Source organism: Salinicoccus halitifaciens, from assembly GCF_021026095.1.
Classification (GTDB): domain Bacteria; phylum Bacillota; class Bacilli; order Staphylococcales; family Salinicoccaceae; genus Lacicoccus; species Lacicoccus halitifaciens.
The window spans coordinates 306,882-319,298 of the sequence record NZ_JAJNCU010000002.1 but is presented as its reverse complement, the minus strand read 5'-3'; the positions used below and the strand labels follow the sequence as shown (position 1 = coordinate 319,298).

Here is a 12,417-nt window from a genome sequence, read left to right as displayed (position 1 = left end):
ATTTGATTCTATATAAATGACTTTATGGAAGTGAGGTGCGCGCTATGGATTTCACCATGCCGACTCTCCTGATCGTCGCGATCTTCATCAGCCTCGGCATACTCAGCCAGTGGGCGGCGAGACTTTTGAAGTTCCCGGCGATCGTCATCATGTCTATCGTCGGCCTGTTGATCGGGCCGGTGTTCGGCTGGACCAACCCTGAAGAACTGCTCGGCAGTGAATTGTTCGGCACCGTGATTTCGCTCGCGGTCGCGATCATCCTGTTCGAAGGCAGCAGCAACCTGAATGCCCGTGAACTGAAGGGCATTTCAATCGCAATGCGGCGCATCCTCACATTGAATGCACTGATCGGCTGGGCGCTCGGCACGCTCGCCATGTACTACATCATCGGTTTTCCGCTCTCCATCTCACTCGTCCTGGCCGGGCTTTTCATCGTCACCGGCCCGACGGTGATACAGCCCCTCTTAAAGCAAGCGAAGGTGAAGCGGTCGGTCGATTCGATACTCAGATGGGAAAGCATCATCCTCGACCCTGTCGGTCCGATGCTCGCCCTGCTCGCATTCTACATCTTCCAGTTTGCGGCGGACGGCTTCCAGATGGGGCTCGTGATGGATTATGTCATCGGCTTCTCCGCCGCGGCCGCACTCGGGTACGGCGGCGCCATGCTGTTCAGGGCGCTGCTCATTAATGACATATTGCCGCAGAACTTGATGACGTCAATGCAGTTCGTTTTCATCATCCTGATATTCAGCATCAGTGACGCGATCCTTCATGAATCGGGATTACTCGCCATCACGATTTTCGGCTTCGTCATGGCACAGCTCAAAAACCAGCACCTGATCTTCAAGGAATCGGATCATTTCATCGACGATCTGTCACTTATCAGCGTATCGACGGTGTTTATTCTGATCACCTCATCCCTCACGATGGATATGCTCCAAATCGTCATCGCGTGGGAAGTGCTGCTGTTCTGCCTGGTCATGATACTCATCGTCCGCCCTGCTTCCGTGTTACTGTCGACGGTCAATACGGAGCTCACGATCCAGGAGCGGCTGTTCGTCGGTGCCGTCGCACCACGCGGCATCGTCGCACTGACCGTCGCGGGATTCTTCGGCGGGCTGTTCACTGAAATGAACGTCGAAATGGCGGAAATGATCGTGCCGGTCACCTTCGCCCTCGTGTTCATCACGGTCGTCGTGTACGGCTTCAGCTTCAAGCCGCTGAGCAAGGCACTCGACCTTTCCAGCCGGAAGCCGCCGGGCGTAATACTTCTCGGCGAGCATCTGCTTTCGATCAAGCTCGCCCTGAAGCTGAAGGAGCATAACATACCCGTCGCGATCTCCGACGTGCTGGCAAGCAGAAAGTACAATATTGAAGAATACGGCATAGAGAAGATCTCCGGCAGCCTGCTCGCAGAATCCGAGCGCATGTTCCAAGACATGACCCGCTTCGACCAGTGCCTCCTTCTCACACGTTCGTTCACTTTCAACAACCTCGCCTTCAATGTGCTGAGCGAAGAGTTCGGGGTGAAGAACGTGAACGTCATCGCACCGCCGAAAGACGTACCGAATACAACGATCGAGGACTGGGAACGCAACCATATACTCTGTGATGAGGATCTGACCTACCGTGTGCTGAACCGGTATATCCAGGACAACGACATCACGGAAATCCCGGCCTCGGAACGCAAAAACCTGGATGATGACGACGTCATCCTGTACCACATCAGTAAGGAAAAGCACGTCACCTTCAAATCACTGACATCCAAAGTGAAAAACTCCAATGGCAGCGTGCTCGGTGTTCTGAAAGGTGCAAGGCAGTATATAAAATAAACACCAAATCAAAAACCGCCCGGAACAAAAATTTGTTCCGGGCGGTTTCATCTTTTATATATTACCCTGTTCCTGTTCCCTTTTCAGCTTTTCAGGGGTGACGTCATTGCCGAGCGGGTCGATGACGGTGAGGCCGGAGAAGGAATCCAGCACCTGGCCCCTGATCTGCTTCAGGTAATCTTCCCTGAGCACCCTCTGCTCTTCTTTCTGTTCCTCGGTCAATCCTACCGTCTTCTGTATCCTTGCAAGTTCATTGATCCTGTCCAATCCTTGAATCATTTTATTTCCTCATTTCATTTAAAATTTAAAAAGCTGTATTTCGGTTCAATGTGTGCCGGGAATTTAGGCACGACGTACTCCCCGAGTTCCTGGATGACTTCTTCAGCCGGACGGCTGTTCTGCTTCAGCGCAATCATCACGTGGTTCACGCCCGCATCCTGATACGCGTTCAGATAATCGATCAGGAAATGGCGTCCCGCGCGGAAGCCGACCGGGAGCGGTTTTGCCGTCTCCCCCGGCCGCTCGGACAAATCGAGGGCAAGCGGCATCGCAAACGGTTTGAAGCTTCCCGCCGCCGCCCGCCACTGGTTGATGAGTTTCTTCTGGCCGACGAGATCCTGCGGGTAGAACAGCCATCCGTCAGTGTTTGCGGCAAGCCACTCCAGCGTCTGTCCGCTGTATCCCGTGCCGAAGACTGGGATATCGGCCATTTCCGGTTTCGGGACGACATCACCTTTCGTGAGGTTCACGCGTTCCGTCTGTATCTCCGGGAACGCCTCACGCCACAGCTGCCGCATCACTTCGATGGATTCCCGGAACAGCTCACCCTTATCTTCAGCATCGACCTTGAAGGCCGGGAACTCGATTGGCCGGTCACCGCTTGCTGCACCGAATAAAAGCCGTCCGTCCGACAATTTTTCCAATGTCGCTGCGGACTTTGCCGTATGCAGTGGATTTCTAAGCGTCGTCACAATGCTGCCCGTGCCGAGCGCAATGTCCTTCGTGTGCGCGGCGACATAGCTTAAGAACATCCACGGGTCGTACAGCCCGCCGACATCCCCGAAGTCCGGGTCATAGAGCGGTGCATCCCGGACAAACAGTGATGCGAAACCATAATCCTCCACCATCTTGGCAAGCCGCATCTGTTCTGCCGGATCCATCTCCGGGAAACTCCCCGTATAGGATTCCAGCGGGAACATCAGGCCGAGCGTCATTTTATTTTCCTTGAAAGTCCTTTTGAATCCTTTATGGTTCTCAAACCGCGTCATATTTCCACCTGATTTCATTTGAATTAAACAACCATCTTCTCATTGATCCAGCTCTGCAGCTCCGCCGTATTGCCGGCAAAGCGCTCCGACTGGATCTCCTCGGTGAGTGAGGCGATGGTTTCTCTCTTAAGCACACTTTTCCATGATGCTTCCGCTTCCTCCATCAACTCACCGAGGATGCAGCATCTCTCCGTCTTCTCAAGTTCAAGCATCCCGTCCAATATGCCGCTTGAACTGTAGAGCGACTGCTGTCCTTCGACCGCGACATATATATCGTAGACCCTGATGTCCTCCGGGTCTTTATTGAGCTTGAAGCCGCCCTTCACCCCGGTGACGGATTTTATGATATCCGCGCTGACCAGTTTCCTGAGCAGTTTCTGCATATATGTTGGCGAGGCGCCGAGCTGTTCACTGATGACCTCGCTGTCGAGCACTGCACGCTCCGGCAGCATATTGAGCAGGAGCACCGCGTATACCGACTGTTCGACACCCGTCTTCATCTGCATGACACTCACCGCATTCCTCAAAGTTTTTATAATCTGGATAACACTTATCCACAATAGTAATTATAATAACAGGAAAGGAATTCCCCTTCAATTTTTATGCCTGAAAAATAAAGAACACCGAAACCCGTGATGGCTTCAGTGTTCTTTGAATTATGCCTCCTGCACGGCCTTCCCGCGGACGAGCACCATGAATATGACAAGTGCGGAGATGCTGCAGACGGCAATGACTACTGCGAGCGGCCATGCAGCTTCGTCACCCGCAAGTCCGACAAGCGGGGATGCGACAGCCCCGCCGATGAATGGCAGCAGTCCGAGAAATGCCGACGCACTGCCGACGGACTTCTTCTGGTTCTTCAAACCGAGCGAAAATGCCGTCGGAGAGACGAACCCGACACTCGAGACCACCATGAAGAGCGCGGTGACGATGAAGATGAGCGGCAGTCCGAGCGCGACGACGATCGCAAGCAGTATGCTGCCGGCGAGTGACAATAAAACCCCGGAACCCATGATTTTCGTCTCCTCCACTTTTCCTGCAATCCTCCCGGACACCTGGGCCGCGATGATGATCCCGAGGCCGTTCAGTGCGAATATAAGTGAAAACTGCTGCGGCGAGACATCGTAAATATTCTGAAGGACGAACGGTGAACCTGCGATATATGCAAACATCGCCGACATGATGAGGCTCTGTGTGAACGAGATGCCGAGGAACACTTTATCCTTCAATAAGTCTCCAAAAGTCTTCACGACCGCAAAAATCGTCCCTTCCGATCTTTCCTCCACCGGGTGCGTCTCATTGAAGAAAAACAAGACCGATAATATAAGCAGCACACCGATCCCTGCGATGATGAGGAAGACGATCGGCCATGAACCGAAGTTCAATACGAACCCGCCTGAAATCGGTGCGAGTATCGGCGCCGCCCCGCTGACGAGCGCGAGGAGTGCGAATGCCTTCGTCAGATTTTTACCCGAGTAGATGTCCCGTGCCGCGGCGCGTGCGATGACGATGCCGGCCGCCCCCGTGAACCCCTGGATGAAACGGAGCGCGATGAAGAGCCCGATGCTTATCGTGAAAGCGAGCGCGGCCGATGCGGCAGCGTAGATCAGAAGACTGATTACAAGCGGCCTTTTGCGGCCCTTGATGTCGCTGAGCGGTCCGAACATCAACTGGCCCAAAGCCAGGCCGATCAGGCAAGTCGTCAGGCTCAGCTGTACGAGGGAGGCGCTCGTCTCCAAATCTTCTGCGACGATTGGCAGCGCCGGCAGATACATGTCCATCGAAATCGGACCGATCGCCGTGAGTGCACCGAGCAGGATGACGATCCAGTATTTATTTTCATTTCCTTTGTTGATATGTACAGTCATGGAACCATCCTCTTGAATGATCATTTTATTTGCAGAATACATGAAAGTATATCACTCCCCCGTCCGGCCTGCCATGGTGGATGATTAAAAGCCCTTCAAACAGGTTAATGATAAGTAATCTATACAAAGGATGATGATCATGAAGGAAGCAAAGGAAATGGAAATCATACAGATTGAAGTCGAGGATGACGGCAGGATACCGAACCACTGGAAGCTGCCGCTCCTGATTTATAGGGAGGCGCTCGATTCCAGGGATGATGCCGTGAAGATTTTACATGAAAACGGCTGGTCCGGCGAATGGCTCGGATCCGTCCACCCGTTCCACCACTACCACAGCAATACACACGAAGTGCTCGTCGTGGATGCCGGCACCGCAACACTCCAGCTCGGCGGCGAGCTTGGGGAAAAAGTGGACGTCAGCGCAGGCGACGTCATCATACTGCCGGCGGGCTACGGCCATAAGATGATCGAATCGAGCGACGACTACCAGAACTACGGCGCCTACCCCGGCGGTGTGGAATTCGATGTGAACTACGGGGAGTCGGATGAACGCCCCGAAGTGCTAGATAACATCAAAAAAGTCCCGATGCCTGAAGCGGACCCCGTCTTCGGCGAGGACGGCCCGCTCTTCAACTACTGGAATGATTGATGCAGCTGTTTTATAACCTCCAGCAGGCACTCGTATTACTCACGAATACCTGCAGGAAGTCTAACAGGTACTCGTGACACCAGCGAATACCTGCAGGGAATTAAATATGTACAGCTGAAAAAGAGGGTTCATCATGGGCGCATGATGAACCCTCTTTCTTCTAATAAAATTCCGGATGATCCATCGTATAATTTCATATGATCAATATAAAGGATTCCATTTGGAAATCTTCTCAACCTCAGAATTCATAGATTAGAATCGTTCAAAATTGTATTTACAATTATTAGAATATTCGATATGCTTACTCTTATATCAAATATAAGGGGGAGTCATATTGAATGCTATATTAGTGGCCGTCATCGGCCTTGCGGTATTCGCACTCGGTTACCGCTATTACTCGAAGTACATCGCAGAAAGGATCTTCAGGCTGGATCCGGATTTCATCACCCCGGCGCATAAGTACAAGGACGGTGTGGACTTCGTCCCGACGAACAAATTCGTCCTGTGGGGCCACCACTTCACTTCCGTTGCGGGGGCTGCACCGATACTCGGTCCTGCGATCGCCGTCTACTGGGGATGGCTGCCTGCATTCCTCTGGGTCATCCTGGGCACCGTTTTTGCCGCGGGTGTGCACGACTTCGGTACGCTTGCACTGTCCGTGCGGAATAAAGGCCAGTCCATCGGGACGATCGCCGAGAAGTTCATCGGCAGACGCGGGAAGATTTTATTCCTGTTCATCATCCTGACGCTTGTATTGATGATCAACGCCGTATTTGCATGGGTGATCGCAAACCTCTTCATTACATACCCTGCGAGCGTCCTGCCGGTCTTCATCCAGATACCGCTGGCGATCTGGATCGGATATGCGGCATATAAGCGCAACGTCAAAATGCTCATTCCCTCCCTGATCGCCCTTGCGGTGATGTACGGAACCGCAATCTTGACTGCAGAGGTTTCATGGCTGCAGATCGACCTTGTTTCATATATGGGCGGTGAAGAAGGCGCAGGGCTGTTCGGACTCGGGTCGGTCTCCACGGCCTTCATGATCTGGATCGGCATCCTGCTCATCTATGTCTACATCGCTTCGACGCTTCCGGTATGGAAACTGCTTCAGCCGAGGGACTTCATTAACTCCCATCAGCTGTCGGTCGGATTGATCATACTGTATGCAGGTCTCCTGTTCACGAACCCGACCATCAATGCGCCGGCGACGAACGCGGATGCCGAAACATCATGGCTGCCGCTGCTGTTCATCACTGTCGCGTGCGGCGCCATTTCCGGCTTCCACGGTCTGGTGTCGTCCGGTACGTCATCCAAACAGCTGAACCTTGAGACGGATGCACGCTTCGTCGGCTACTTCGGTGCCGTCGGTGAAGGTGTTCTTGCACTCATTTCAATCATTGCGGTCGTAACGCTGTTCAGCAGTACGGCAGACTTTTCAGCCGTCTACTCAAGCTTTGAAGCGGCGAACGCCGGAGGGCTCGGCAACTTCGTCGAAGGTGCAGCGATCCTTGCAGGCGGCCTCGGCATCCCGGCACATGTGGCGACGACGATCGTCTCCATCATCGTCGTGAGCTTCGCCGCAACCACACTCGACACCGCCGTCCGCCTGATGCGCTACATCATCGCGGAAATCGGCTCCGAGTATAAGGTGCCGGCACTGACTAAAAAACACGTTGCGACATCCGTCGCGGTACTATCCACCGCCGCACTCGTCCTCATACCTGAAGGACCGAGCGGATTCGGTTCCGGCGGATATCTGATCTGGCCGCTGTTCGGTACATCGAACCAGCTCCTTGCGGGCATCAGTTTACTGCTGATCACGGTGTGGCTGAAACGTAAAGGTGTGAATTACCTGGTCACCCTGATTCCGATGATCTTCCTGCTGTTCATGACGTTGTATGCGATGTTCGTGCAGGTGTTCTTCGAATGGGCATGGTACGGTGACAGCTCGAACATGCTGCTCTTTGTGCTCGGTGCCATCATTTTCGTATTCGCGATCTGGATCATCGTCACGGCCATCCAGGCACTGAGCGGCAAGTTCGATCACGAATTGGAGAAGTACAAGGATTAAAGCTTTGAAGGAAGGTGATGATTATGCTCGATAAAGTGAAAAAACTCATCAAATATTATGAGGAAGTGCTGGAGATGCCGCACAGGACGGAAGTGGCGCGGGAGCTCAGGGATCAGGATGATATGTTCCTGCTCCTACTCTACTCCGAAATGATCGGCATACCGAATCCGGTCTACTATTACACACTCGAGCTCTATCCGCACATCATCGAGGATTTCCATGACTGGCACCTCAGGATGGGCATGGACAAATCACCACTCACGGGCATCCGTTGCTGTTGATCAAATTGAAGGAGGATGCCGTATGGACGCACTGCATCATAAAATAATATTCGTCGGCGGCAAAGGTGGCGTGGGTAAATCCACGTCCGCCGCGGCCATCGCGTGGAAACTCGCAAAAGAAAATAAGAAGACGCTACTGATCTCGACCGATCCGGCGCACAACCTCGGCGACATATTTTCGATGAAGATCGGCGGGGAAACTCAGAAGATCACGGAAAACCTGCACGCCCTCGAGATCGATCCGGAGCGTGAAACGACAAAGTACATCAATCAGGTGAAGGAGAACATCAAGGGAACCGTCCACTCCAGCATGATCGAGGAGGTCAACCGGCAGCTCGACACCGCCAAAGCCTCACCCGGGGCGGATGAGTCGGCACTCTTTGATAAGCTCATTTCCATCATCCTTGAAGAGGAGAAGGAATATGACCACCTCGTCTTCGACACTGCGCCGACCGGGCATACGATCCGGCTGTTGACACTGCCCGAACTGATGGGCGTCTGGATTGAAGGCCTCTTGAAAAAGCGCAGGAAGACGAACGAGAACTACACCCAGCTCTTGAATGACGGCGAGCCGATCGAAGATCCGATCTACGAAGTGCTGCTTGAGCGGCAGAACCGCTTTTCAAAGGCACGCGAGATTATGCTTGAATCGAATAAGACGGGCTTCATATTCGTACTGAATCCTGAAAGGCTGCCGATACTTGAGACACGGAAGGCGATCGATCTGCTCGATCAGTACCACCTCCATGTAAAAACTATAATCGTCAATAAAGTCCTCCCGGATGAAGCGGATGGGACTTTCCTTGAACAGAGGCGGACGCATGAGAAGCGGTACCTCGAGGAGATAGAGGAGACTTTTAAGGCTCAGAGGAAAATCCATGTGCCCCTGCTCCCACATGACATCACGACGCTCGATGAGCTGGATGCGTTCAGTGAAAACTATATACTGGATAATAATCGACGATAAAAAACTCTGTGCTGAAATCGGAACGCCCCAATATCAGCACAGAGTTTTTTCAATTTACAGGAGACCGATCAAATACCAGTAAGGTATAAATAGAACAGCAATCGCAACACCACTGATCACTGCCCGGACAAGATTATATTTTATAAATTGACCCATGCTCATCATACCAAAGCCAAATATTATCAATAAAGTTGCATATTCATATGGAAACAGGACCTGCTCCAATCCTTGAATATACGAATATAGTACCGGCAAAGGATTAATGTTAAGATCCCTAGCAAGTTCAACCAAAGGGGCTGTGAATGCTGTCCATCCTGCTAAAGGCGTTAAAAGGAAGTTTATCAGAAAACCGAACATCCATATACCAGGAATGACCTCTAGGCCCCCTCCTCTCAACCAAGGACTTGCGAGTGATTGAGCGAGCCCCGCGACCCCAAGCTCCACGGATACCAATCCTATGCTTAAGCATGCAACTGCAAAAAATATAATCGTAAAGTTCACCTTACTCAAATCCTCTTCCTTCACCAGAGCAATTCCCGGCAGGAACATTAGGATTGCTGCAATGGCAAAAAGCCATCCCACATCAATACCATGAATCCCCGAGGTTAGAATGGCGAAGATGAGTAAAATAGTTATTGCCACCAATTTCTTTTCGTTAATTCTCATTGGACCCAACTGTTTTAATTGTTCTTTAAAGTACTGTTTAGATTCAATCTTTTCGTCTGGCTTGAACACTATAAAAATCACTAAAACGGTCAATAATATATAGATTAGTTGAGGTATCAACATATGAGTGAAATACTCAGGTGCCGGCGGGAGGGACACTCCTACATCGGAAGCTACTTCAAATACCACCATATTACCTATAGCATGGGAAAATAAGAATGATGGTCCCAAAGTAACGGCGATGACAGTGGCCCCCAGTGCCGCAGCTGATTTACTTCCCAACTCCAAATTAAGCGCCGTACAAATACCCAGGGTCAAAGTGCCTAGTAAAATTGCCTTTGCACTCGGGTCGGCAATAACTGCAGCGAGAAGAATCCCCACTATAAGTAAGCCAAAAATGATACCTTTAAAATTACCACCAAATAATAAGATCGAGTGGTAGGCCAAACGGTTCAATAAACCGGTTTTTTGGCTTGCAATCGTAACGATAAAGCCCCCCAATACAAGCCACGGTATCTGTCCAGTCCAAGGTGATAAAGCAAGTGAGGTGGGTATATCGAGCAAAATGAAATATAGTATCGGTAAAGCAAGAGAAATGGCAATCAACGGTATAACCCCTGTAGCCATAATGGCGACTGCCATCACAGTGATCACTAAAAACCATTTTATATCGGAAGTGAATATGTCGGTGACTGGTATCAAGGCAATAATCATCGGAAGCAGGAGCGTGATTGCCCACTTCCATATTTGATTCCCGGCCAGTGATGAATTCTTTCTTGGACTCTCTTTTGAATTTTTCCCCATTATATGAAGTCCACCCTTCCCCTTAAACAGATGATTTAACGAATGATTATGTTCAGATGAAAGATTCTCGCTAAACGTGATAAAATACTATGAATTCGCTTTCAGTTCTTATTATCAGACACTTAATAATTAATCACAAAATCACGGGAAAGATTATCAGTCCGTGACCTTAAAAGAGACTTCGCCCATCTCGCCTCCATATTTTGCAACGACGTGGTCCCCGGGCTTAATTGGGATTGCCTGGGTTACAGCTCCTGCAAGAATTCGTTCTCCCGCGGATACTTTCCTCCCCTTCTCGCCCAGCATATTCGCAAGCCTTGCTATAGAATTTGCAGGATGTCCGAGTATTGCTGCTCCTGTCCCCGCATCCTGAACTTCCCCGTTGATGACTAAAGTGACCTCAACTGTGTCCAGATCTACATCTTCGGGCTTTGTTAAATCGGTACCGTAAACTGCGCCCGCTGCTGAAGTATTGTCGGCAATGACATCCGGCAACGTAAAATTGAAGTTTTCATAACGGCTGTCTATAATTTCCAAAGCAGGCAGTATGAATTCAGTAGCCTCCAAGACATCATCGACCGTGATTCCGGGTCCCTGCAAGTCTTCCGACAGGATAAAGGCAATTTCCGGTTCGACTTTGGGATGAATAAAATTCCCAGCTGAAACTGCTCCCCCATCTTCCGTCACCATGTAATCAAATACATATCCATATATCGGATTGTCCACATTCATTTGTTTCATCTTTGCTTCGCTTGTAATTCCCATCTTTGGTCCAATGACTTTCTGTCCTTTTTCCATTTTTTTTCGTATTAGTTCCTCTTGAACCATATATGCCTCGTCAATATTAAGTTCCGGCCGCAATGCTTCAGTTATTTTTATAATCTCTTCTTTTTCTTCCTCTGCAGTCAATACATACTGGGAAAGCTCTTTGATTATAGATTCATCCATTTCACTGACGTCCTTTCGATAGTATGTTTCACAGCCTGGTTCAGAAAGTGTTTTTCCCATAAAAATTAATATGTAAAACTGACTTCCACTTCGCCAAGCTCAGAAAATTCAGCCCTTACTTTGTCTCCCGGCTTCACTTCAACCATGCCTGATAATGCGCCGGATAAGATGACTTCTCCCGCTTTAAGCGGAATATTATAATTGGATAATTTATTGGCGAGCCAGGCCACGCAATATGCAGGATTCCCAAGAGCGGCTGTCCCCACTCCCGTATTGAGCAATTGCCCATTACGATAAAGTGCCATTTCCACTTTTTTCACATCCACATCGGTAACCTTTCTGCCTGTTTTCCCCAGCACAAAATATCCTGCTGATGCATTATCGGCAACTGTATCAATCAAGCTGATTTTCCAGTCCTTTATACGGCTGTCCACAACTTCAATGGATGGAAAAATGCGATCTGTAGCTTTTAAAACATCCATACTGGTAACACCCGGACCCTTTAAATCTTCTTTTAAACGGAAAGCCAATTCACCCTCCACTTTTGGTTGCAGCAACTGCCGGAATGAGATACTCCCACCATCATCAATCTCCATATCATCTAAAAGATGGCCATAGTCAGGTTCATCAACCCCGAGCATCTCCTGCACTTTTTTTGAAGTCAATCCGATTTTCTTCCCAGTGATCTCCCGGCCCTGCTTCATCTCATATTTTATATTTTCCAATTGTATATGATACGCTGAATCGATACTCAAATCGATACTGCCAGCAGTTAAAGAAGAAATACTTTTCCGGTCATATTTTGACTGCCTTAAAAGAGCAGCTAAATGTTTTTGCCGTTCGTCCAGCATAATGCCAACCCCTTATTTCTCATCCTTCATTTTTCCTCCGACTGAAAAACGATTTTTAGGCACTTCATTTACAATCACCCTGACACTTTCCAGTGGCGCATCAAGAGTTTCAGAGACTGTTTTTGAGACCTCTTGCACACAATTTCTTATAGTCTCATCGTCCCTGCCTTCCACTAAATTCATATGAATAATCGGCATCTATATCACTT

At 50.0% G+C, this 12,417-nt stretch carries 13 protein-coding genes; 5 read left to right on the top strand and 8 right to left on the bottom strand.

Going from position 1 to position 12,417, the window contains the following annotated elements; all coding sequences use genetic code 11:
- Positions 1 to 44 precede the first annotated feature (44 nt).
- Complete coding sequence (locus LPW40_RS06160) at positions 45 to 1,832, top strand: cation:proton antiporter (RefSeq protein ID WP_230821352.1); 1,788 nt, start codon at positions 45 to 47, stop codon at positions 1,830 to 1,832.
- A gap of 54 nt (positions 1,833 to 1,886) precedes the next feature.
- Here the strand turns inward: LPW40_RS06160 and LPW40_RS06155 are convergent, their stop codons facing one another.
- The 4 genes from LPW40_RS06155 to LPW40_RS06140 all read right to left on the bottom strand — a co-directional run bounded on the left by LPW40_RS06155 (position 1,887) and on the right by LPW40_RS06140 (position 4,992).
- The gene (locus LPW40_RS06155) at positions 1,887 to 2,111 is read right to left on the bottom strand and encodes a DUF896 domain-containing protein (protein WP_230821351.1); all 225 of its coding nucleotides are present in this window, start codon (positions 2,109 to 2,111) and stop codon (positions 1,887 to 1,889) included.
- Positions 2,112 to 2,125: 14 nt separating this feature from the next.
- Positions 2,126 to 3,100, bottom strand: a complete 975-nt coding sequence (locus tag LPW40_RS06150) for an LLM class oxidoreductase (RefSeq protein ID WP_230821350.1) — start codon at positions 3,098 to 3,100, stop codon at positions 2,126 to 2,128.
- Positions 3,101 to 3,123: 23 nt separating this feature from the next.
- Positions 3,124 to 3,606 carry an RrF2 family transcriptional regulator gene (locus LPW40_RS06145; protein ID WP_230821349.1) on the bottom strand — a complete coding sequence of 161 codons (483 nt, stop codon included), beginning with the start codon at positions 3,604 to 3,606 and terminating at the stop codon, positions 3,124 to 3,126.
- 150 nt (positions 3,607 to 3,756) lie between these two features.
- A complete protein-coding gene (locus LPW40_RS06140; RefSeq protein ID WP_230821348.1) occupies positions 3,757 to 4,992 on the bottom strand; it encodes a multidrug effflux MFS transporter in 1,236 nt (411 codons plus the stop codon).
- A 115-nt stretch (positions 4,993 to 5,107) separates the two neighbouring features.
- Between LPW40_RS06140 and LPW40_RS06135 the strand changes: the two genes are divergently transcribed.
- From LPW40_RS06135 to LPW40_RS06120, 4 genes are all read left to right on the top strand, one after another.
- Complete coding sequence (locus LPW40_RS06135) at positions 5,108 to 5,617, top strand: cupin domain-containing protein (RefSeq protein WP_230821347.1); 510 nt, start codon at positions 5,108 to 5,110, stop codon at positions 5,615 to 5,617.
- A 334-nt stretch (positions 5,618 to 5,951) separates the two neighbouring features.
- The gene (locus tag LPW40_RS06130; protein ID WP_230821346.1) at positions 5,952 to 7,691 is read left to right on the top strand and encodes a carbon starvation CstA family protein; all 1,740 of its coding nucleotides are present in this window, start codon (positions 5,952 to 5,954) and stop codon (positions 7,689 to 7,691) included.
- 23 nt (positions 7,692 to 7,714) lie between these two features.
- Positions 7,715 to 7,972, top strand: a complete 258-nt coding sequence (locus LPW40_RS06125; RefSeq protein WP_230821345.1) for a cory-CC-star protein — start codon at positions 7,715 to 7,717, stop codon at positions 7,970 to 7,972.
- 22 nt (positions 7,973 to 7,994) lie between these two features.
- Complete coding sequence (locus LPW40_RS06120) at positions 7,995 to 8,939, top strand: ArsA family ATPase (RefSeq protein ID WP_230821344.1); 945 nt, start codon at positions 7,995 to 7,997, stop codon at positions 8,937 to 8,939.
- Positions 8,940 to 8,993: 54 nt separating this feature from the next.
- Here the strand turns inward: LPW40_RS06120 and LPW40_RS06115 are convergent, their stop codons facing one another.
- From LPW40_RS06115 to LPW40_RS06100, 4 genes are all read right to left on the bottom strand, one after another.
- On the bottom strand, positions 8,994 to 10,409 hold the full coding sequence (locus LPW40_RS06115) for an SLC13 family permease (RefSeq protein WP_230821343.1): 1,416 nt from the start codon (positions 10,407 to 10,409) through the stop codon (positions 8,994 to 8,996).
- 156 nt (positions 10,410 to 10,565) lie between these two features.
- The gene (locus LPW40_RS06110) at positions 10,566 to 11,357 is read right to left on the bottom strand and encodes a 2-keto-4-pentenoate hydratase (protein WP_230821433.1); all 792 of its coding nucleotides are present in this window, start codon (positions 11,355 to 11,357) and stop codon (positions 10,566 to 10,568) included.
- A gap of 65 nt (positions 11,358 to 11,422) precedes the next feature.
- A complete protein-coding gene (locus LPW40_RS06105) occupies positions 11,423 to 12,208 on the bottom strand; it encodes a 2-keto-4-pentenoate hydratase (protein WP_230821342.1) in 786 nt (261 codons plus the stop codon).
- 12 nt (positions 12,209 to 12,220) lie between these two features.
- Entirely contained in the window at positions 12,221 to 12,406 is a 186-nt protein-coding gene (locus LPW40_RS06100; protein ID WP_269063258.1) for a 2-hydroxymuconate tautomerase, read from the bottom strand.
- Positions 12,407 to 12,417 lie beyond the last annotated feature (11 nt).

What these genes read in the sequence shown, in the direction of transcription:
- LPW40_RS06100 (WP_269063258.1), bottom strand. Translation starts at nt 12,406, where the DNA reads ATGCCGATTATTCATATGAATTTAGTGGAAGGCAGGGACGATGAGACT.
- LPW40_RS06120 (WP_230821344.1), top strand. Translation starts at nt 7,995, where the DNA reads ATGGACGCACTGCATCATAAAATAATATTCGTCGGCGGCAAAGGTGGC.
- LPW40_RS06135 (WP_230821347.1), top strand. Translation starts at nt 5,108, where the DNA reads ATGAAGGAAGCAAAGGAAATGGAAATCATACAGATTGAAGTCGAGGAT.
- LPW40_RS06145 (WP_230821349.1), bottom strand. Translation starts at nt 3,606, where the DNA reads ATGCAGATGAAGACGGGTGTCGAACAGTCGGTATACGCGGTGCTCCTG.
- LPW40_RS06105 (WP_230821342.1), bottom strand. Translation starts at nt 12,208, where the DNA reads ATGCTGGACGAACGGCAAAAACATTTAGCTGCTCTTTTAAGGCAGTCA.
- LPW40_RS06140 (WP_230821348.1), bottom strand. Translation starts at nt 4,992, where the DNA reads ATGATCATTCAAGAGGATGGTTCCATGACTGTACATATCAACAAAGGA.
- LPW40_RS06160 (WP_230821352.1), top strand. Translation starts at nt 45, where the DNA reads ATGGATTTCACCATGCCGACTCTCCTGATCGTCGCGATCTTCATCAGC.
- LPW40_RS06125 (WP_230821345.1), top strand. Translation starts at nt 7,715, where the DNA reads ATGCTCGATAAAGTGAAAAAACTCATCAAATATTATGAGGAAGTGCTG.
- LPW40_RS06155 (WP_230821351.1), bottom strand. Translation starts at nt 2,111, where the DNA reads ATGATTCAAGGATTGGACAGGATCAATGAACTTGCAAGGATACAGAAG.
- LPW40_RS06115 (WP_230821343.1), bottom strand. Translation starts at nt 10,409, where the DNA reads ATGGGGAAAAATTCAAAAGAGAGTCCAAGAAAGAATTCATCACTGGCC.
- LPW40_RS06110 (WP_230821433.1), bottom strand. Translation starts at nt 11,357, where the DNA reads ATGGATGAATCTATAATCAAAGAGCTTTCCCAGTATGTATTGACTGCA.
- LPW40_RS06150 (WP_230821350.1), bottom strand. Translation starts at nt 3,100, where the DNA reads ATGACGCGGTTTGAGAACCATAAAGGATTCAAAAGGACTTTCAAGGAA.